The sequence below is a fragment of the Kitasatospora sp. NPDC041988 genome (assembly GCF_055588525.1).
The window spans coordinates 71,669-92,984 of record NZ_JBVJCO010000023.1 but is presented as its reverse complement, the minus strand read 5'-3'; the positions used below and the strand labels follow the sequence as shown (position 1 = coordinate 92,984).

Genomic DNA, 21,316 nt, shown 5'->3' with positions numbered 1-21,316 from the left:
GCGCCGTCAGTACGGGCACGTCCTCCCCGGTGGACCCAGGCAGTTCAACCCGGAGGTGGGTAAATTCGCCGGACAATTCGGAGAGGAATAGAACGATGTCAAGACCAGCGAGTGCCAAGGGTGTCGTCTCTTTCGGGAAATACAAGACCTGGTACCGCGTGACCGGGGATCTGGCTTCGGGCAAGCCGCCGGTGGTGGTGCTGCACGGAGGCCCCGGCAGCACCCACGACTACCTGCTGGCGCTCACCGAACTGGCCGACTCCGGCTGGCCGGTGATCCACTACGACCAGCTCGGCAACGGCGGCTCCAGCCATCTCCCCGACCGGGGCAAGGACTTCTGGACCGTCCAGCTCTTCAAGGACGAACTGAACAACCTGCTCGACAAGTTGAACGTGGCCGACGACTACATCCTGTTCGGCCAGTCCTGGGGCGGCATCCTCGGAGCCTCGCACGCGGCCGAGCGGCCGTCCGGACTGCGCGGCCTGATCATCGCCAACTCCCCGGCCTCCTACGTCCTGTGGCTCCAGGAGATGGAGGTGCTGCGCGCCGGGCTGCCGGCCGACGTCCAGGACACGCTGCGCCACCACGAGGCGGCCGGCACGACGGACAACGAGGAGTACTTCACGGCGATGCGGGTCTTCTACGACCGGCACGTCTGCCGGGTCGTGCCCTGGCCGCGGGACTTCGTCGCCTCCTTCATGGAGATCTACGACGACCCGACCGTGTACTACACCATGAACGGCCCGAACGAGTTCCATGTGATCGGGACGCTCAAGGACTGGTCGGTCATCGACGAGGTGGACCGCATCAAGGTGCCCACCCTGCTGCTCACCGGCCGGCACGACGAGGCCACACCGGCCACCGTGCAGCCGTACTTCGACCGGATCCCCGAGGTGCGGTGGGAGATCCTGGAGAACTCCAGCCACGTGCCGCACCTGGAGGAGCCCGAGCGGTTCAAGGAGATCCTGCTCGGCTACCTCGAAGGACTTCTCCCCGCCGACGGGCTGCCCCCCGACGACGGAACGGCGCCCGGAGGACGCGGATGACGGCGAGCACGCCACGGGTACGCGCGTACCCGTTCAGTCCGGCCCGGGCCCTGGAGCTCGATCCCACCTACGCGCGGCTGCGCGCGGAGGAGCCGCTGAGCCGGGTGCGGATGCCGTTCGGCGAGACCGGCTGGCTCGCCACCCGGGCCGCGGACGTGCGCCTGGTGATGAGTGATCCCCGGTTCAGCCGGGAGCGCGCGGTCGCCGGCGACCCGCCCCGGCTGCGGGAGGTCGACGCCTCGGGCACCGGCCTGCTCGCCATGGACCCGCCCGACCACGCCCGCGTCCGCAAGATCATGGCGAGGGTGTTCACCGCCCGCCGGGTCGAGACGATGCGCGAGGACACCCAGCGGACCGTGGACGCGCTGCTCGACGAGCTGGTCGCGCGGCCCGGGGGCCGTGTGATCGACGTGGTCGAGTCGATGGCCTTCCAGATCCCGTCGGCGGTCATCGGCAAGCTGATGGGCCTGGAGGACAAGGACCAGGAGAACATCAAGGAGTGGTCCCAGGCCCTGATGTCCACGGTCGAGGGCAGCGAGGAGTCGGTCCGGCAGGCCTTCGAGGCGCTGTTCGGGTACGTCGCCGAGCTGGTGGCGACCCGCCGGGCCCACCCCACCGACGACCTGGTCGGCATCATGGTCGGGGCGCGGGACGAGGGGCAGCGCCTCAGCGAGGAGGAACTCGCCACCCACATCGTCGGGTTGATCACCACCGGCGCCGAGACCACCTCCTCGCAGATCCCGAACCTCCTGTACGCGATCCTCACCCACCCCGACCAGCTCGGCCTGCTGCGCCGGGACCAGGCGCTGGTGCCGCGGGCGGTCGAAGAGCTACTGCGCTGGATCCCGTTCAACTCGGCCGCGCTGTTCCCCCGGTACGCCATGGAGGACGTGCGGTTCCGGGACACGACGGTCCGCGCGGGCGAGTTCGTGCTGCCGTCGCTCTCGGCGGCCAACCGCGACCCCGAGGTCTTCGCCGACCCGGACCGGCTGGACATCACCCGTGAGAACAACCCGCACATCGCCTTCGGGCACGGCGCGCACCACTGCGTCGGCGCCCAACTGGCCCGGATGGAGCTCCAGGTGATGCTCGGCACGATGGTGCGGCGCTTCCCGAAGCTGGCCCTGGCCGACGACCCGGCCGCCGTCTCCTGGAAGCAGGGCCTGGTGCGCGGCCCGCTCGGTCTGCGGGTGACGTGGTGAGCGAACTTCCCGGAACACGCTGGACCATCACCGTCGACACGGCCGCCTGCATCGGCTCGTCGATGTGCGCGGCCGCTGCGCCACGCCACTTCGTCATGAAGGGCGGCAAGGCCGAACCGCCGGCGGGGACGGTCGGGCCCGACCAGACGGTGCTCGACGCGGCCGAGACCTGTCCGGCACTCGTCATCACGGTCACCGACGCAGACACGGGCCGCCAACTGGCCCCCGAGGCCTGAGAGGCACCTTCATGAACACCGCGATCAGGGCGGAGACCGCGATCGTCTTCCCCGGTATGAGCGCCTCCCCCTTCGCCGAGGTGGGCAAGTTCATGCTGATCAACCCGGCCGCCCGCGAGTTCGTCGCGCGGGCGGACGAGGCGCTCGGCTACAACCTTGTCGACCGGTTCCGGGACGACCAGGACGGCGGCGACTACTCGGAGGCCTCCCAGGTGGCCTTCCTGGTGAACTGCCTGGCCTCCGCGGAGTGGGCGGCCGGACAGCTCGGCTTCGTGCCCGAGGTGTGCACCGGCCCCAGCTTCGGCGAGAAGGTGCTCGCCGCGTACTCGGGCGCGCTCTCCTTCGAGGAGGCCGTCCGGATGACGGCGGAGGTCGCCCGCTGCATGGAGGACTGGTTCCGCACCGAGCACCAGGACGTCGTGACGCACTCCTTCCTGCGCACCCCGCAGGAGCAACTGGCGGAGCTGTTCGCCGAGTTCGACGAGCGCGGTGAGTTCCACGAGGTGTCGTGCCACGTCGACCACGACTTCCACATGGTGTCGATGCGCGAGCCGAGCCTGGAGTGGTTCCTGCCGAAGCTGCGCTCGCTGGGCGGCATGTCGCTCTACACCATGCGGCCCCCGGTGCACTGCACGGCCTTCGGCGCGCTCCGGGAGCGGGTCGAGCGGGAGGTCTTCGGCTCGCTCACCTTCCACGACCCGAAGCTGCCCGTGGTCGCGGACCAGGACGGCCGCGTCCTGACGACCGCCGCCGAGGTGCGCGCCATGCTCCTCGACAGCTTCGTCACGCCGATGCGGTGGCCCGCGGTCGTCGCCTCGCTGAAGGACCTGGGCGTGCGCACGGTGTGCGTGTCGGGGCCGGACTCGCTGTTCGGCCGCGTCGCGGTGACCCGCGACAACTTCGAGGTCGTCGCGGCCTCGCCGGCCGTCGCCATGCGCCCCCGGTCCCGCGCCCGCCGGGCGGCGGCGAACGCGGCCTGAGCCCGTACCGCCCGGCACCGCCCCTGCCCCACCCGCACCATCACCGATCAGGGAGACCACCCATGTGGGACGAGACCTTCGAAGAGATCCTGCTCACCTACCTTCCCTTCCTCGACGAGGACGAGAAGCTGGAGGCCGACACGCCGCTGCGTGACCTCGGCCTCGACTCGCTCGGCACCGTCGAGCTGCTGGCCGCCCTCGAGAACGCCTACGACGTGCGCTTCCAGGACGACGCGCTGAGCCTGGAGACCTTCCGGTCGCCCGGCGTCCTGTGGGCGGCCCTCTCCTCGTTGCTCCAGCCGGCCGCGTGACGGGCCGGAGGCCGGCGGGCGACGGCGGGCCGTCCGCGGACACACTCGCCGGGCGGTTCCTGCGCGGTCTGGCGCTCTCGCCGCAGCGCGCGGCGTTCCGGGCCGGGGCCGAGACGCGTACGTACGAGCAGACCCACGAGCTCGCCCTGCGCTGGGCGGGCTCGCTGCTCGCCGCGTCGGACGGGCGGCCGCAGGCCGTCGGCGTCCTCGCGGCCAAGGGCGTCACCGCCTACACCGGCATCCTGGCGGCGCTCTACGCGGGCGCCGCCGTGGTGCCGCTGCGGCCCGACTTCCCGCAGGCCCGGACGAGGGCGATGCTGGACGCGGCGCCGTTGTCGGCGGTCATCGCGGACGGTCCGGGCAGCGCCGCGCTGCCCGGGCTGCTCGGCCCCGGGGGCGATGTCCCGGTGCTCGTCCCGGACGACGCGGTGCTGGGCACCGGGCTGCGCCGGGTCGACGTCCGGGACCGGCACGCGCTCGACGCGCCCGTCGCCGTCCGCCCGGAGGACCGCGCCTACCTGCTGTTCACCTCCGGCTCGACCGGGCGGCCCAAGGGCGTGCCGCTCACCCACGGCAACACGGGCCACTACTTCGACCTGCTCGACCGGCGCTACGACTTCAGCCCGGACGACGTGTTCTCGCAGACCTTCGACCTGAACTTCGACTGCTCGCTGTTCGACCTCTTCTGCGCGTGGGGTGCCGGGGCGACCGCCCACTGGGTGCCGCCCCAGGGCTACCGCGACCTGCCCGGCTACCTGGCCGAGCACCGGATGACGGTGTGGTTCTCCACCCCCAGCGGCATCTCGCTGGCCCGCCGCACCGGCGCCCTCGCCCCGGGCGCCCTGTCCGGGCTGCGCTGGAGCTTCTTCGCCGGCGAGGCGCTCAAGTGCCAGGACACGGCCGACTGGCAGCAGGCGGCGCCGGGCTCGGTCGTCGAGAACCTGTACGGCCCCACCGAGTTCACCGTCACCATCGCCGCCCACCGCTGGGACCCCGCGCTCTCGCCGGGCCTGGCCGTCAACGGCGTGGTGCCGATCGGCGCCGTCCACGAGGGCCACGAGTACGCGCTGCTCGACGCGGACGGCCGGGAGGTGCCCGACGAGGGCGAACTCTGTGTCTCCGGACCGCAGATGGCGCCCGGCTACCTCGACCCGGCCGACGCCGCCGGCCGCTTCGTCGAACGCGACGGCCGGACGTGGTACCTCACCGGCGACCGGGTGCGGCGGGTCGGCGATCCGGCCGGCGGCCAACTCGCCTACCTCGGGCGGATGGACGCCCAGGTCCAGCTCCAGGGCTGGCGGGTCGAACTCGCCGAGATCGACCACGCGCTGAGCACCGTCGAGGGCGTCACCGAGGCCGTCACCGTGGACGCGGTGACGGACGACGGCACCCGGCTCGTCGTCTTCTACACCGGCCCCGAGGCGGTCCGCCCCGCCGCGTTCGCGAAACAACTGGGAGAGGTCCTTCCGCAAGGACTCCTGCCGAAGCGCTATGTACTGCTCGGTGAAATGCCCCTGAACGCCAACCGGAAAGTCGACCGCAAGGAACTGCGGAATCGCGCCGGCGCCCTGATTGCCGCCGGTAAAGAAGGCGGCGGCAGTAGGGGGAACTAGGGGTGGTGTGTCCGGCCCTCCGCTAAGTAGCGTCGTTGGGGATTGAATCCCCATTCGAGGTCCGCGTCGGTCATTTCCTGGCCGGCGCGGGCCCCGGATTCGGCGACAGGAGAATGGCGTTGGACACCCTTTCCTACGGGGATCGAATAACCGCGGAAATGCCCGCTGCCGGGAATTCCGGCCGGGCCGCACTCGTTCATGAACTGCTGGCCGAAGCGGTGGCCGACTCCGCCGGGTCCAAGGCGGTCAGCGACACCGCGGGCACCTGGACGTACGGGCAGCTCGACGGCTACGCCCAGGCATTCTCCGCCTGGCTGGCCGACCAGGGCCTGTGCCGCGGCGACCGGCTCGTCGTGCAGGTCCCCACCACCCGGGAGCTGGTCGCCATGTTCTTCGGCGCCGCCATGCGCGGCGTCGTCTTCGTCCCGCTCAACCCGGGGATGAAGAACTTCCACCTCGGGCCCGTCCTGGCGAACGCGGAACCGGCCCTGGTGCTCGTGGCCGAGGCCGCCGCGGAGAACGTCTCCACCCTCACCGGTGCGGCCGTCCGCGACCAGGACTCGGTCTGGGGCGAGGTCGAGAAGTACGCCGAGACCGGCGCCCGGACTCCGAGCGCCGCGGTCGAACCGGACGACGTGGCCGTCCTCGTCTACACCTCGGGTTCGACCGCCGCCCCCAAGGCGGTGATCTGCCCGCACGCCCAGATCACCTTCGCGTCCGCGGCCATCGAGAACGTCATCGGCTACCGCCCGGACGACGTCGTCTTCTGCCGCTTCCCGATCTCCTGGGACTACGGCCTCTACAAGGTCCTGCTCTCCGTCCTCGGCCGCTCCGAGATCGTCCTCGCCGACGGCGCCTCCGACCTGGTGCTGCTGCGCCGCATCCGCGAGTCCGGGGCCACCATCGTGCCGATCGTGCCCTCGCTGGCCGCGATGATCGTGCGCCTCGCCGAGCGCGAGGACGACCCGGCGCCCGCGGTCCGGCTCTTCACCAACACCGGTGCCGCGCTGCCGCAGGCCACCATCGACGCGCTGCGGGCCAAGTTCCCGGGCTGCCGGGTGGTCCGCCAGTACGGGCAGACGGAGTGCAAGCGCATCACCGTCATGCCGCCCGCGCGGGACCGCGAGCGCCCCGACGCGGTCGGCCTGCCGCTGCCCGGCACCGAGGTGCTCATCCTCGACGAGGACGGCCGCGCGCTGCCCGCCGGCGAGACCGGCGAGATCGTCGCCGTCGGCCCCCACGTCATGCCCGGCTACTGGCACAACCCGGAGCAGACCGCCCGGGCGTTCCGCACCGACCCCGTCACCGGCGCGCGCCGCCTGCACACCGGCGACTACGGCCGGCTCGACGAGGACGGCTACCTGTACTTCGACGGCCGGCGCGACGACATGTTCAAGCGCAAGGGCGTGCGGATGAGCACCGTCGAGATCGAGTCCGCCGCCACCGACATCGACGGCGTGCGCGCCGCCGCCGTGCTGCCCCCCGAGGGGGAGCGCGACCTGGTCCTGTTCGTCGAGACGGAGCGCGGCCGGGCCGAGGTCCTGCGCGAGCTCAACGCCCGACTGGAGGCCCAGAAGGTGCCCTCCGCCTGCTACGTCGTCGACGCGATACCGCTCACCCAGAACGGCAAGAACGACAAGAAGAAGCTCGTCGAGCTTCTCGAGGGGACCTCCAAGTGACCCGTTACGCCGACCTCGCGGAGCGCTACGGCACCCCGCTGTACGTCTACGACCTCGACCGGGTCCAGGCGGCCCGGGACGACCTCTTCGCGGCGCTCCCGGAGGGCTTCGAGCTCTTCGCCGCCGTCAAGGCCAACCCGCACCCGGAGGTCCTCCGGGCGCTGCGGGAGGGCTCCGACCACGCCTGCCGCGCCGAGATCAGCTCCACCGGCGAGCTCGCCGCCGCCCTGACCGCCGGGTTCGACCCGGCGGAGATCCTCTACACCGGCCCCGGCAAGACCGACGGCGAGCTGGACGAGGCGATCGCCAAGGGCGTGCGGATGTTCTCCGTGGAGTCGGCCACCGACCTGGAGCACATCGGCGCCGTCGCCCTGCGCCACGGCGTCGTCGCCGACGCCCTGCTGCGGATCAACAGCGTCTCGGCGAGCGCCACCACCAGCATCCGGATGACCGGCGCCCCCTCGCAGTTCGGCATCGACAGCGAGAAGCTCGTCGAGCTGATGCCGCGGCTGCGCGCGGTGCGGGGCGTCCGCCTCGCCGGCGCGCACTTCTTCCCGCTCAGCAACGCCCGCGACGAGGACTCCCTGATCGGCGAGTTCCGCAACACCGTCGCGGTCGCCGCCCAGACCTTCGCCGACACCGGCATCGAGCCGCGGTTCCTGGACATCGGCGGCGGCTTCTCCGCCCCGTACGCGGTGCCCGGCGGGCGCCCCGTCTACACCCGGCTGCGCGCCGCCCTCACCGAGATCCTCGACGAGCACTTCCCGCGCTGGCGCGAGGGGTTCCCCACGGTGGCCTGCGAGTCCGGGCGCTACCTCGTCGGCGACGGCGGCACCCTGCTCGCCGGGGTGGTCAACATCAAGGAGAGCCGCGGCCGCACCTTCGTCATCCTCGACGCGGGCATCAACACCTTCGGCGGCATGTCCGGCCTCGGCCGGCTGCTCCCCGTCGCGGTCAGCCCCGACCCGGAGGGCGCGGACACCGACGGGTGGACCAAGGCCAGCCTGGTCGGCCCGCTCTGCACCCCGGGCGACGTCCTGGGCCGCGACGTGAAGCTGCCGCCGCTGGACGGCGGCGACGTCATCGAGATCCCCAACGCCGGCGCGTACGGGCCCACGTCGAGCCTGCTGATGTTCCTCGGCCGTCCGGCCCCGACCGAGGTCGTGGTGCGCGGCACCGAGGTCGTCTCCGTCTCCCGCATCGAACACGTCAGGACGTACGCATGAGCGAGCTCACCCTGGCCGGTACCACCGCGGTCGCCGCCGGCCCCACCGCGACCGCCCTGCCCGACGCCCCCGGGCCCGGCGGCGGGACGGTCATCGTCAGCGGGCTCTCCTCGGACGCCCACACCTGGAACCTCGTCTTCCTCCAGCTCCTCATCGAGGAGCTCGGCTACGACGTCGTCAACCTCGGCCCGACCGTCCCGGACGAGCTGCTGGAGTCGGAGATCCGGGCGCACGACCCGGCCCTCGTGGTGATCAGCAGCGTCAACGGCCACGGCTACCAGGACGGGGTGCGGGTCATCCGCAAGCTTCGCGCCGTCCCGGCCCTCGCCCGCACCCCGATGGTGATCGGCGGGAAGCTGGGCATCTCCGGCGGCAGCGACGAGGCCCACCTCCGGGAGCTGGTCGAGGCCGGCTTCAACGCCGTCTTCGAGGACGGCCGCACGGAACAGGGCTCCTTCGAGCGCTTCCTCGTGACGCTGCCGCAGAAAGCGCTCAGGTGACCGAGGAGAACGCCCAGGCCCCCGCCGTCCCGGCGGGAGCCCCCGAGGCCCGGGCGGACACCGTGCCCGCGGACTTCGGCCGGTTCGTGCGCGCCGCGCACGAGGCCGGCCGGCTGGTGGTGCAGCCGCGCATGGGGTTCAGCGACCCCGCGCGGATGCGCCAGGGCCTGGCCGCCACCAGGACCGCCCGCGCCACCACCGTCGGCACCCTCACCCTCGACAGCTACACCCGGGTCGGGGACATGGCGGCCGTCGAGGAGGCGCTGCGCCTGGGTACCGGCATCAACGGCTACCCGATCGTCAACTACAGCCCCGGGCAGACCCGGGAGGTCCTCGCCGGGCTGCACGGGCCCGGCTTCCCGGTGCAGGTCCGGCACGGGTCCGCCAAGCCGTTCCACATCTTCGAGGCGCTCGTCCGGGCCGGGCTGAGCGCCACCGAGGGCGGCCCCGTCTCCTACTGCCTGCCGTACGGGCGGACCCCGCTCGACCAGTCGGTGCGGGAGTGGGACCGCTCCACCAAGCTCTTCGCCGGGCTGCGCGAGAGCGGCGTCGAACCGCACCTGGAGTCCTTCGGCGGCTGCATGCTCGGGCAGCTCTGCCCGCCCAGCCTGCTGGTGGCGATCAGCGCCCTGGAGGCGCTCTTCTTCCACCGCAACGGCATCCGCAGCATCTCCGTCAGCTACGCCCAGCAGACGCACCCGGAGCAGGACACCGAGGCGGTCGCCGCCCTGCGGGCCCTGTGCGCGCGGCTGCTGCCGGACACCGTCTGGCACGTGGTGATCTACACCTACATGGGGGTGTACCCGACCACCGACGCCGGGTCGTACCGGCTGCTCGGCGAGGCGGCCCGGCTGGCGGCGCGGTCCGGCTCGGAACGCATCATCGTGAAGACGGTCGCGGAGTCCCGGCGCATCCCCACCATCGAGGAGAACGTCGCCGCGCTGGAGTACGCCTCGGACGTGGCGGCCGACGAGGCCGCCGTCCCGGCCCTCGCCGCCGGCGGCCGGCTACCGGCCACCGACTCCCAGACCTACACCGAGGCCGCCGCCCTCGTCGACGCGGTGCTGAACCTCCACGACGACGTGGGCCAGGCACTGCTGCTCGCCTTCAAGCGCGGGTACCTCGACGTCCCCTACTGCGTGCACCCCGACAACATGGGGCGCACCCGCAGTTTCATCGACAGCACCGGGCGGCTGCGCTGGGCGACCACCGGGGCCCTGCCGATCGGGCGCGTCGCGGACGCCTCGGGGAACCGGCGGGTGACGTCCCGTGAACTTCTCGAAGCGCTCACCTACATACAGCGCACCTTCGATGACGAGGCCTTCCGCAGCCCGCTGCCCGGATAGCGGAGCCGCAGGTCCGGCCCCGGCATAGGGGCCGTTAGGGGTGTGGCCCGCCCGATTCCTGTCGTTAGTTTTGGGGCGTATTGCCGTCCGGAGCGTGGAGGGCGTACCGCCCGACGCCCCGGGGCGTCTGCCGCCCGACCCTTTCGCCTGCCAGCAACTGGATGAGTAGTGGAGTGCGCGGAATGAGCGAGTCCGAAAACTTGGTTCACCAGACGGGTGGCGCGCCGGTGCAGGACAGCAGCGCGCTGGCCCGCCGTCTGTCGGGGCTGAAGCCGGCCGAGCAGCTGCGCGCCGCGGTGGCACTGGTCGGCGAGCAGGTCGTCGCGACACTGCGGCACGCCGGCGCCCAGGTGCCGCGCACCGTGGACGAGAACCGCCCCTTCCTGGAGCTGGGCTTCGACTCGCTCGCCGCGGTCGACCTCCACGCGCGGCTGGCCGCGGCGACCGGGCTCGACCTGCCGGTCACCCTCGCCTACGACCACCCGTCGACCGCCGCGCTCGCCGCCTTCCTGCGCGGCACCGCGCTCGGCCTGGCCGAGGAGGCCGTGACCGCCGAGCGGGTCGGCGCCGACGACGACCCGATCGCGATCGTCGGCATCGGCTGCCGCTACCCGGGCGACCTCTCCTCCCCGGACGACCTCTGGCGCCTGCTGATGGACGAGGCCGAGGTGCTCGGCCCGTTCCCCAGCGACCGCGGCTGGGACGTCGAGGGCATGTACGACCCCGAGCCCGGCGTGCCCGGCAAGAGCTATGTGCGCGAAGGCGGCTTCCTCTCCGAGGCCACCCTCTTCGACGCCGAGTTCTTCGGGATCAGCCCGCGCGAGGCGGTCGGCATGGAGCCGCAGCAGCGGCTCGTCCTGGAGACCGCCTGGGAGGCCCTGGAGCGCGCCGGCATCGCCCCGGACACCCTGCGCGGCGCCCGTACCGGCGTCTTCGTCGGCGCCGAGGTGCACGACTACGGCACCCGCATCCAGGACGCCCCCGACGGCCTCGCCGGCTACCTGATGACCGGCAACACCCCGAGCGTCATCTCCGGCCGGCTCTCCTACCTGCTCGGCCTCGAAGGCCCGGCCATCACCCTGGACACCGCCTGCTCCGGCTCCCTGGTCGCCCTTCACCTGGCCGCCAACTCGCTGCGCCAGGGCGAGAGTTCGCTCGCCCTGGCCGGCGGCGTCACGGTCATGGGCAGCCCCGGCATGTTCAGCGCCTTCAGCCAGCAGCGCGGCCTCGCCCCCGACGGCCGCTGCAAGGCCTTCGCGGCCTCCGCGGACGGCACCGGCTTCGCCGAGGGCGTCGGCATCTTCGTCCTGGAACGGCTCTCCGACGCCCGCCGCAACGGCCGCCGGGTGCTCGCGGTGATCCGCGCCTCCGCGATCAACCAGGACGGCGCCAGCAACGGGCTCACCGCTCCCAGCGGCCCCTCGCAGCAGCGCCTCATCCAGCAGGCCCTGGCCAACGCCGGCCTCACCGCCGCCGACATCGACGCGATGGAGGCGCACGGCACCGGTACCACCCTGGGCGACCCGATCGAGGCCCAGGCCGTCCTCGCCACCTACGGCCAGGGCCGTCCGGCCGACCGGCCGCTGCTCCTCGGCTCCATCAAGTCCAACCTGGGCCACACCCAGGCCGCCGGCGGCGTCGCCAGCGTCATCAAGCTGGTGATGGGCATGCGGCACGGCGTACTGCCCAAGACCCTCCACGTGGACGAGCCGACCCCGCACGTCGACTGGTCGACGGGCCAGGTCGAGCTGCTCACCGAGGCCAGGCCGTGGGAGGCCGCCGAGGGGCAGCCCCGCCGGGCCGCCGTCTCCGCGTTCGGCATCAGCGGCACCAACGCCCACCTGATCATCGAGGAGGCCCCGGCGGCCGAGGACGCGGAGCCCGCGGGGGACGCCGGTGCCGAGCGGCCCGGCACGCTCACCCCGTGGCTGGTCTCCGGCCGCGGCGCCGAGGCGCTGCGCGGCCAGGCCGCCCGCCTCGCCGCGTTCGCCGCCGGCTCCGACGCCTCGCCCGCCGAGCTCGGCCACGCGCTGGCCACCACCCGCAACCAGCACGCCGACCGCGCCGTCGTCCTCGCCGCCGACCGCGAGTCCTTCGTGGCGGGCCTGACCGCGCTCGCCGAGGGCGTCTCCGTGCCCGCCACGGTGTCCGGCCACGCCGGCCCCGGCCTGCTCGCCTTCCTCTTCACCGGCCAGGGCGCCCAGCGCCTCGGCATGGGCCGCGAACTGTACGACACCTTCCCGGTGTTCGCCGACGCGCTGGACGACGCCGCCGACCTCCTGGACCTCCAGCTGGAGACCCCCCTCCTCGACGTGCTGTTCGCCGAGCCCGGCAGCCCGGAGGCCGCGCTCCTGGACCAGACCGCCTACACCCAGACCGCGCTCTTCGCGGTCGAGGTGGCGCTGTTCCGCCTGCTCGAATCCTTCGGCGTGCGCCCCGACCACCTGGCCGGCCACTCGGTCGGCGAGATCGCCGCCGCCCACGTCGCCGGCGTGTTCTCGCTGGAGGATGCCTGCGTCCTGGTGGCCGCCCGCGGCCGGCTGATGCAGGCGCTGCCGGCCGGCGGCGTCATGGCGGCGGTCCGCGCTGCCGAGGCGGACGTGCTTCCGCTGCTGGCGGGCCGCGAGCACGAGGCCGGCATCGCCGCGGTCAACGGCCCGGCCTCCGTGGTGATCTCGGGTGCCGAGGCCGCCGTGGACGAGATCGTCGCCGCGCTCGCGGACCAGGGCATCAGCGGAAAGCGGCTGACCGTCTCGCACGCCTTCCACTCGCCGCTGATGGAGCCGATGCTCGACGAGTTCCGGCGCGTGGTCCGGGCCGTCCGCTTCGACGAGCCGCAGATCTCCGTCGTCTCCAACGTCACCGGCCGCCTCGCCACCGGCGACGAGCTGCGCGACCCCGAGTACTGGGTGCGCCACGTCCGCGAGGCCGTCCGCTTCGCCGACGGCGTCCGGGCCCTCGAAGAGGCCGGCGTCACCACCTACCTCGAACTCGGCCCCGACGGCGTGCTCACTGCCATGGCACAGCCCTGCCTCCAGGACCCGGACGAGGCCCTCCTCGCCCCGGTCCTGCGCCGGGACCGCCAGGAGGAGCGCGAGCTGCTCACCGCGCTCGCCCACGCGCACACCCGCGGCCACGGCGTGGACTGGGCGCCGTTCTTCCCCGGCGCCGCCTCCCCGGGCGTCGAGCTGCCGACCTACGCCTTCCAGCGCCGCCGCTACTGGCTCGACGCGGGCACCTCCCAGAGCGACCCGGCCGCCGTCGGCCAGCTCGCCGTCGACCACCCGCTGCTCGGCGCGGGCGTCCAACTCCCGGGCTCCGACGGCATCGTGCTCACCGGACGCCTCGACACGCGCACCACCGGCTGGCTCGCCGACCACGCCATCCGCGGGCAGGTCCTGCTCCCGGGCACGGCCTTCGTGGAGCTGGCCGTCCGGGCGGGCGACCAGGTCGGCTGCGAGTCCCTGGAGGAGCTGACCCTGCAGGCCCCGCTCGTCCTCCCCGAGGACGGCGGGGTGGCGGTCAACATCGTGGTCGGGCCGGCCGACGAGACGGGCCGCCGCAGCCTGGCGGTCTACTCGCGCGCCGACGACGACGTCTCCTTCGACGCCCCGTGGACCCAGCACGCCGCGGGCGTCCTCGCCCCCGAGGCGGGCCCGGCCGCGCCGGCCGAACTCACCGCCTGGCCGCCGCAGGACGCCACCGCGCTCGACCTCTCCGGCGCCTACGCCCGGATGGCCGAGCAGGGCTACGACTACGGCCCGGTCTTCCAGGGGCTGCGCGCCGCCTGGCAGCGCGGTGACGAGATCTTCGCCGAGATCGCCCTGCCCGAGGGCGAGCAGCCCGTCGCGGCCGCGTTCGGCCTGCACCCGGCGCTCCTCGACGCCGCACTCCAGGCCGCCGACCTGGCGTTCCCCGACGCCGGGACCGGCGACGACGCCACCCTGCTGCCCTTCGCCTGGAACGACGTCACCCTGCACGCGGTGGGTGCGGACACGCTCCGGGTGCGCATCGCGGTCGACGGCCGGGAGAAGTCCTCGCTGCTGATCGCCGACGGCACGGGCCGGCCGGTCATGTCGGTCGGCTCGGTGCTGGCCCGCCCGGTCTCCTCCGCCCAGCTCTCCTCGACCGGCGCCGGGCCGCTCTACCGCTTCACCCTCAAGGAACTCGCGGTGGACGCGGGTGTGGTGCGGGAGGGTCGTTGGGTGGCGTTGGGCGCCGGGGTTTCCGGTGTCGAGGCGGTCGCGGATCTGGGGTCGGCGGCGGGTGCGGCCGTGGTGGTGCTGCCGGTGGGTGACGGCGACCTGCGGGAGACCGTCAACCGGGTCCTGGCGGTGCTTCAGTCCTGGCCGGCCGACGACCGCTTCGAGTCGTCGCGGCTGGTGGTGGTGACGGAGGCCGGTTCGCCCGCCGGTGGTGCGGTGGCGGGTCTGGTGCGGTCGGCGCAGGCGGAGGAGCCCGGGCGGTTCGTGCTGGTGGAGCTGGGTGCGGCTGATGCGTCGCTGTTGCCGGCTGCGCTGGCCTCGGGTGAGCCCGAACTCGTCCTGCGGGACGGCACGGTGTTCGTGCCGCGACTGGCGCGGGCGGAGACCGGGACCGGTTCGCCGTTCGACGCTGCCGGGACGGTGCTGGTGACCGGTGGTACGGGTGGTCTGGGTGCGATCGTCGCCCGGCATCTGGTGACCGGGCACGGGGTGCGGAGCCTGGTGTTGGTGAGCCGTCGTGGTGAGGCGGCGCCGGGCGCGGTGGAGCTTCGGGACGAACTCGTGGCTCTGGGTGCGGAGTCGGTGCTGGTGGAGGCGGCGGATGTCGCCGACCGCGAGGCGCTGGCGGCTGTGCTGGGCCGGGTGCCGCAGGAGCGTCCACTGGCGGGTGTGGTGCACACGGCCGGTGTGGTGGACGACGGGACGATCGGCTCGCTGACCCCGGAGCGGGTGGACGCGGTGCTGCGTCCGAAGGCGGACGCAGCCCGGCACCTGCACGAGCTGACCCGGGATCTTCCGCTGCGCGCTTTCGTCCTCTTCTCCTCGGCCTCGGGCACCCTCGACGGCGCCGGCCAGGGCAACTACGCCGCGGCCAACGCCTACCTGGACGCGCTGGCCCGTCAGCGCCGGTCGGAGGGTCTGCCCGCGCTCTCGCTGGCCTGGGGCCTCTGGGACACCGGCACCGGGATGGGCGGCAACCTCAGCCGCGCCGACATCGACCGTCTCAACTCCTCCGGCATGGTGGGGCTTTCGGCCGAGGAGAGCCTCGCCCTGTTCGACGCCGCGCTCACGAGCGACGAGCCCGTCCTCCTGCCCGTCCGCCTCGACCAGGCCGATCTGCGGGCCCGCGCCGACGGCGTCCCCGCCGTCCTGCGCGACCTCGTCCGCACGACGGCCCGGCGCGCCGCCGAGAAGGCCGGTGCCGCCCAGGCCGCGTCCCCGATCGCCCAGCGCCTCGCCGGGCTCTCCGCGGACGAGCGCACCCGGACCCTGCTCGACCTGGTGCGCACCCACGTCGCCGCCGTCCTGCACCACGAGAGCAGCGCGGCCATCGACAGCAAGCGCGCCTTCACCGAGATCGGCTTCGACTCCCTCTCGGCCGTCGAACTGCGCAACCGCCTCAACCAGGAGACCGGCCTGCGGCTGCCCGCCACGCTGGTCTTCGACTACCCGACCCCCCAGGCGCTCGCCGACCACATCAAGGAGACCGTGGTCGGGGCCGACACCCCGGCCGTCGAGGCCGCCCCCGCCGTGGTGCTCACCGACGACGAGCCGATCGCGATCGTCGGGATGAGCTGCCGCTTCCCCGGCGACGTCCGCTCGCCCGAGGAGCTGTGGGAGCTGCTCGCCGCCGGCCGCGACGGCATCACCCGGTTCCCCGAGAACCGCGGCTGGGACACGAAGGGCATCTACGACCCCGAGCCGGGCAAGCCGGGCAAGACCTACTCCGACGAGGGCGGGTTCCTGCACGACGCGGCCGACTTCGACGCCGAGTTCTTCGGCATCAGCCCGCGTGAGGCGATGGCCACCGACCCCCAGCAGCGGCTGCTGCTGGAGGCCTCCTGGGAGGCCATCGAGCGGGCCGGCATCGACCCGTCCACGCTCAAGGGCAGCCAGACCGGCGTCTTCGCGGGCGTGATGTACCACGACTACGCGTCCCGCCTCGGCGCCGTCCCGGAGGACCTGGAGACGTACCTGGGCAACGGCAGCCTGGGCAGCGTGGTCTCCGGCCGGGTCGCCTACAGCCTCGGCCTGGAGGGCCCGGCGGTGTCGGTGGACACGGCGTGCTCGTCCTCGCTGGTGGCCCTGCACTGGGCGATCCAGGCGCTGCGCCGCGGCGAGTGCACGCTGGCCCTCGCGGGCGGTGTCACCGTCATGGCGACCCCCGAGACCTTCACCGACTTCAGCCGGCAGCGGGGCCTCGCCAAGGACGGCCGCTGCAAGGCGTTCGCGGAGGCCGCGGACGGCACCGGCTGGGGCGAGGGCGTCGGTGTGCTCCTGGTCGAGCGGCTGTCGGACGCGCGTCGGCTCGGGCACGAGGTGCTGGCCGTGGTCCGTGGTTCGGCGATCAACCAGGACGGTGCGAGCAACGGGCTGACGGCGCCGAACGGGCCCTCGCAGCAGCGGGTGATCAGGGCGGCGCTGGCCAACGCGGGTCTCTCGACCGCCGACGTGGACGCCGTCGAGGCGCACGGCACCGGCACCACCCTGGGTGACCCGATCGAGGCGCAGGCCCTGCTGGCGACGTACGGCCAGGGCCGCCCGGAGGGCAGCCCGTTGTGGCTGGGCTCGATCAAGTCGAACCTGGGCCACACGCAGGCCGCCGCCGGCGTCGCGGGCATCATCAAGATGGTGCAGGCGATGCGGCACGAGGTGCTGCCGAAGACGCTGCACGTGGACGCGCCGTCCTCGCACGTGGACTGGTCGGCCGGTGACGTCGAGCTGCTGGCGGAGTCCCGGGCCTGGGAGAAGAGGGACGGTGCGCCGCGCCGGGCCGGTGTCTCCTCGTTCGGCATCAGCGGCACCAATGCGCACGTGATCCTGGAGGAGGCTCCGGCGGACGAGCAGGTCGAGGGGGCCGTCGAGGAGCCGGGTGCGGGCTGGCCGTCGGGTGTGCCGGTGCCGCTCGCGGTCTCCGGCCGTACCGACGAGGCGCTGCGGGCGCAGGCCGAGCGACTGCACGCGTTCGTCGCCGCCGACTCCTCCCGCCTGCTGGACCTCGGCTACTCGTCGCTGACCACGCGTACCGCGCACGCCCGGCGTGCCGTGGTGTTCGGTTCGACGCGCGAGGACGTCCTGGGCAGCCTGGCGGCGATCGCTGCCGGCAACGGCACCGGGACGGGGGTTGCGCGCTCCGAGGGCCGGACGGCGTTCCTGTTCACCGGTCAGGGCGCGCAGCGGGTCGGGATGGGCGGCGAACTGGCGTCGGTGTTCCCGGTGTTCGCGGCCGCGCTGGACGAGGTGTGCTCGCTGCTGGACGGCGAGTTGGGTGTTGCGCTGCGCGAGGTCATCGCCGGAAAGTCCGGCTCGCTGGACGACACGGTCCACACCCAGTCGGCGCTGTTCGCGGTCGAGGTGGCGCTGTACCGGCTGGTGGAGTCGCTGGGGGTGCGCGCGGACTTCCTGGCCGGGCACTCCGTCGGTGAGATCGCGGCCGCGCACGTGGCCGGAGTCTTCTCCCTGGCGGATGCGTGCAAGCTGGTCGCCGCGCGTGGCCGGCTGATGCAGGCCCTCCCGGCCGGTGGCGTGATGGTCGCCGTCCGGGCCGCGGAGGCGGATGTGCTGCCGCTGCTGAAGGGCCACGAGGCCAAGGTGGGGGTGGCGGCGGTCAACGGGCCGATGTCCGTGGTGATCTCGGGTGCCGAGGCATCGGTGCGCAAGGTCGTGAAGAAGCTGGAGGAGCGGGGCATCGCCTCGGTCCAGCTGACTGTCTCGCATGCGTTCCACTCGCCGCTGATGGAGCCGATGCTGGAGGAGTTCCGGGCCGTCGTGGGCGGCCTGGAGTTCGCCGAGCCCAGGCTCGCCGTCGTCTCCAACGTGACCGGCAAGCTCGCCAACGGCGACGAGCTGCGTGACCCCGAGTACTGGGTGCGCCACGTCCGTCAGGCCGTCCGCTTCGCCGACGGCATCCGGGCGTTGGAGGACGCCGGTGTCACCCGCTACCTGGAGCTGGGCCCCGACGGCGTGCTGACCGGCATGGCCCAGGCCTGCCTGGCCAACCCCGACGGCGCCCTCCTCGTGCCGGCGCTGCGCAAGGGCCGCGAGGAAGCCCCGGCCCTGCTCAGCGCCCTGGCGGGCGTGTTCGAGGCGGGCGCGGACGTCGACTGGACGGCCGTGTTCCGGGGCACCGGCGCCCGCCGCGTCGACCTGCCGACCTACGCCTTCCAGCACGAGCACTACTGGCTCGACGCCGTGGCGGCGGCCGGTGACGCGGCCTCCCTGGGGCAGGCCGCGACGGAGCATCCCTTCCTCGGGGCGGCCGTCGAACTGCCCGACTCCGACGGCTACCTGTTCACGGGCCGGGTCGGTCTCGACTCGCACCCCTGGCTGGCCGACCACACCGTCGCCGGTTCCGTCCTGCTGCCGGGCACGGCCTTCGTCGACCTGGCGATCCACGCGGGCCTGCACACCGGTCACGGCTTCCTGGAGGAGCTGACCCTGCAGGCGCCGCTGGTCTTCCCGGAGCGCGCCGGCTGCCAGCTGCGGGTCGTCGTCGGCGAGCCGGAGGAGACGGGCCGACGCCCGTTCTCCGTCTACTCCCGCCTGGAGGACGCGCCGGGTGAGCGCCTGTGGCTGAAGCACGCCACGGGCACGCTGACGGACGCCGCGCCGGAGGCGGCCGCGGGCCTGAGCGTCTGGCCGCCGAAGGGCGCCGAGGCGATCGCCCTGGACGGCCTCTACGCCGAACTGGCCGCGGACGGGCTGGGCTACGGCCCGGTCTTCCAGGGGCTGCGGGCCGCCTGGAAGCGCAACGGCGAGATCTTCGCGGAGATCGCCCTCCCGGAGGAGGCGCAGGTGGACGCGGCCGCCTTCGGCCTGCACCCCGCGCTGCTCGACTCCGCGCTGCACGCCACGGAGCTGCTCGACAACTCCCCGCGCGGCACCGACGGGGCCTCCCTGCCGTTCGCCTGGTCCGACGTCTCCCTGCTCACGCCGGGCGTCACCGGGCTGCGGGTGAAGGTCTCCTCCTCGGCGCCGGACGAGTCGTCGCTGGTCATCGCCGACAGTGCGGGCCTGCCCGTGATGACGGTGGGGTCGATGGTGGCGCGGCCGGTGTCGGTCGACCAGATCGAGGCGGCGCGCAGCGGTGGCGCCACCCGCACGGTGTACCGGATGGAGTGGGTGGCCGACCCGCTGGACCCCGCGGTACCGATGGAGGGCCGCTGGGCCGTGGTCGGCCCGCAGTCGGACGCCTGGGCGGCCCAGTGGGGCGTCGAGGCGGCTCCGGAGCTCGACGCGGTGGCCGGTTCGAAGGTCGTGCTGCTGCCGGCCGGCGGGCCGGACGACAGCCCCGCCGGGGTGCGGGCGGAGACGGCCCGCGTGCTGGAGGTGCTCCGGTCCTGGCTGGCGGACGACCGGTTCGAGTCCTCGCGACTGGTCGTGCTGACGGAGGCCGCGTCGCTGGCCGGTGGTGCGGTGGCCGGTCTGGTGCGGTCGGCGCAGGCGGAGAACCCGGAGCGGTTCGTGCTGGTGGAGCTGGCCGGCGGCGACGCGTCGCTGCGGCTGCTGCCGGCGGCGGTCGCCTCGGGTGAGCCCGAACTGGCCCTGCGGGACGGCACGGTGTTCGTCCCGCGGGTGGTGCGGGCGGAGACCGGGACCGGTTCGCCGTTCGACGGCACCGGGACGGTGCTGGTGACCGGTGGTACGGGTGGTCTGGGCGCGATCGTCGCCCGGCATCTGGTGACCGGCCACGGGGTGCGGAGCCTGGTGCTGGTGAGCCGTCGTGGTGAGGCGGCGCCGGGCGCGGTGGAGCTTCGGGACGAACTCCTGGGCCTGGGCGCCGAGTCGGTGCTGGTGGAGGCGGCGGACGTCGCCGACCGCGAGGCGCTGGCGGCCGTGCTGGGCCGGGTGCCGCAGGAGCGTCCACTGGCCGGTGTGGTGCACACGGCCGGCGTGGTGGACGACGGGACGATCGGCTCCCTCACCCCGGAGCGGGTGGACACGGTGCTGCGCCCGAAGGCCGATGCCGCCTGGCACCTGCACGAGCTGACCCGGGACCTTCCGCTGCGCGCCTTCGTCCTGTTCTCCTCGGTGGCGGGCACGCTGGACGGCGCCGGCCAGGGCAACTACGCCGCGGCCAACGCCTACCTGGACGCGCTGGCCCGCCACCGCTGGCTGGACGGCCTGCCCGCGCTCTCGCTGGCCTGGGGCTTCTGGGACACCGGCACCGGCATGGGCGGCAACCTCGGCCGCGCCGACGTCCAGCGCATCAACTCCTCCGGTGTGGTGGGCCTTTCGGCCGAGGAGAGCCTCGCCCTGTTCGACTCCTCGGTAGGCACCGACGAGGCGGTGCTGCTGCCCGTCAAGCTCGACCCGGCGGGCCTGCGCGCCCGCACCGGCGGCGTCCCCGCCATGCTGCGCACCCTGGTCCCGGCGGCCGAACCCCGCGCGCCCCGGGCGGCGAAGGCCGCTCCGGCCGCCGCGCCCGCGGCGGACGAGAGCCTGGAGTCGCAGCTCGCGGGCCTGTCGCAGGACGAACAGCTCCACCTGCTCCAGAACCTGATCTGCGCGCACGTGGCCGCCGTCCTGGGCCACACCTCCGCCGCCACGGTGGACCCGGCGCGCTCCTTCCAGGAGGTCGGCTTCGACTCGCTGACCGCCGTCGAACTGCGCAACCGGCTCAACAAGGCCACCGGGCAGCGCCTGCCCGCGACGCTCATCTTCGACTACCCGAGCCCGGTGGCGCTCTCCAAGTACCTGCTCACCGAACTGCTCCCGGACATCCCCGAGGTGGCCGCCGGCTCCGGCGGGGAGCTGGACGAGGAGGCGTTCCGCCAGGCGCTCGGCACCCTCTCGCTCGCCCGCGTCCGCGAGGCCGGGCTGCTCGACTCGCTGCTCGCGCTCGCCGCGCCCGGCGGGACGGCGCAGCAGCAGGACGACACCGCGCAGGCGGACCAGAGCGAATCGATCATGGCGATGGACGTCGAGGCCCTGCTGGCCGAGGCGGCCCGGCGCAGCGACTCCGAGTGACCG

General features: G+C 73.5%; 11 protein-coding genes. All 11 read left to right on the top strand.

Annotated elements, in window-relative coordinates; all coding sequences use genetic code 11:
- Positions 1 to 95 precede the first annotated feature (95 nt).
- The gene (locus ACZ6NC_RS23045) at positions 96 to 1,046 is read left to right on the top strand and encodes a proline iminopeptidase-family hydrolase (RefSeq protein WP_465735606.1); all 951 of its coding nucleotides are present in this window, start codon (positions 96 to 98) and stop codon (positions 1,044 to 1,046) included.
- Positions 1,043 to 2,248 carry a cytochrome P450 gene (locus tag ACZ6NC_RS23040; RefSeq protein ID WP_465735604.1) on the top strand — a complete coding sequence of 402 codons (1,206 nt, stop codon included), beginning with the start codon at positions 1,043 to 1,045 and terminating at the stop codon, positions 2,246 to 2,248. Before ACZ6NC_RS23045 ends, ACZ6NC_RS23040 begins: the two co-directional genes overlap by 4 nt.
- The gene (locus tag ACZ6NC_RS23035; RefSeq protein WP_465735602.1) at positions 2,245 to 2,484 is read left to right on the top strand and encodes a ferredoxin; all 240 of its coding nucleotides are present in this window, start codon (positions 2,245 to 2,247) and stop codon (positions 2,482 to 2,484) included. Before ACZ6NC_RS23040 ends, ACZ6NC_RS23035 begins: the two co-directional genes overlap by 4 nt.
- Before the next feature lie 11 nt (positions 2,485 to 2,495).
- Positions 2,496 to 3,464: an ACP S-malonyltransferase gene (locus ACZ6NC_RS23030; protein WP_465735600.1), complete on the top strand. Its 969-nt coding sequence runs from the start codon at positions 2,496 to 2,498 to the stop codon at positions 3,462 to 3,464.
- Positions 3,465 to 3,526: 62 nt separating this feature from the next.
- Positions 3,527 to 3,775: a phosphopantetheine-binding protein gene (locus ACZ6NC_RS23025; RefSeq protein WP_465735598.1), complete on the top strand. Its 249-nt coding sequence runs from the start codon at positions 3,527 to 3,529 to the stop codon at positions 3,773 to 3,775.
- Positions 3,772 to 5,388, top strand: a complete 1,617-nt coding sequence (locus tag ACZ6NC_RS23020; RefSeq protein WP_465735596.1) for an AMP-binding protein — start codon at positions 3,772 to 3,774, stop codon at positions 5,386 to 5,388. Before ACZ6NC_RS23025 ends, ACZ6NC_RS23020 begins: the two co-directional genes overlap by 4 nt.
- Positions 5,389 to 5,546: 158 nt before the next feature.
- Entirely contained in the window at positions 5,547 to 7,067 is a 1,521-nt protein-coding gene (locus ACZ6NC_RS23015) for an AMP-binding protein (protein WP_465735594.1), read from the top strand.
- Entirely contained in the window at positions 7,064 to 8,293 is a 1,230-nt protein-coding gene (locus tag ACZ6NC_RS23010) for a type III PLP-dependent enzyme domain-containing protein (protein WP_465735592.1), read from the top strand. Before ACZ6NC_RS23015 ends, ACZ6NC_RS23010 begins: the two co-directional genes overlap by 4 nt.
- On the top strand, positions 8,290 to 8,793 hold the full coding sequence (locus ACZ6NC_RS23005) for a cobalamin B12-binding domain-containing protein (RefSeq protein WP_465735590.1): 504 nt from the start codon (positions 8,290 to 8,292) through the stop codon (positions 8,791 to 8,793). Before ACZ6NC_RS23010 ends, ACZ6NC_RS23005 begins: the two co-directional genes overlap by 4 nt.
- 62 nt (positions 8,794 to 8,855) lie before the next feature.
- Positions 8,856 to 10,139, top strand: coding sequence for a methylaspartate mutase (locus ACZ6NC_RS23000; RefSeq protein ID WP_465735665.1), 1,284 nt, complete (start codon positions 8,856 to 8,858; stop codon positions 10,137 to 10,139).
- Positions 10,140 to 10,312: 173 nt separating this feature from the next.
- Entirely contained in the window at positions 10,313 to 21,313 is an 11,001-nt protein-coding gene (locus ACZ6NC_RS22995; RefSeq protein WP_465735588.1) for an SDR family NAD(P)-dependent oxidoreductase, read from the top strand.
- The last annotated feature ends 3 nt before the right edge of the window (positions 21,314 to 21,316 follow it).

Excerpts from the sequence above, each read along its gene's own strand:
- ACZ6NC_RS23030 (WP_465735600.1), top strand. The coding sequence starts at position 2,496 with ATGAACACCGCGATCAGGGCGGAGACCGCGATCGTCTTCCCCGGTATG.
- ACZ6NC_RS23040 (WP_465735604.1), top strand. The coding sequence starts at position 1,043 with ATGACGGCGAGCACGCCACGGGTACGCGCGTACCCGTTCAGTCCGGCC.
- ACZ6NC_RS23025 (WP_465735598.1), top strand. The coding sequence starts at position 3,527 with ATGTGGGACGAGACCTTCGAAGAGATCCTGCTCACCTACCTTCCCTTC.
- ACZ6NC_RS23045 (WP_465735606.1), top strand. The coding sequence starts at position 96 with ATGTCAAGACCAGCGAGTGCCAAGGGTGTCGTCTCTTTCGGGAAATAC.
- ACZ6NC_RS23015 (WP_465735594.1), top strand. The coding sequence starts at position 5,547 with ATGCCCGCTGCCGGGAATTCCGGCCGGGCCGCACTCGTTCATGAACTG.
- ACZ6NC_RS23005 (WP_465735590.1), top strand. The coding sequence starts at position 8,290 with ATGAGCGAGCTCACCCTGGCCGGTACCACCGCGGTCGCCGCCGGCCCC.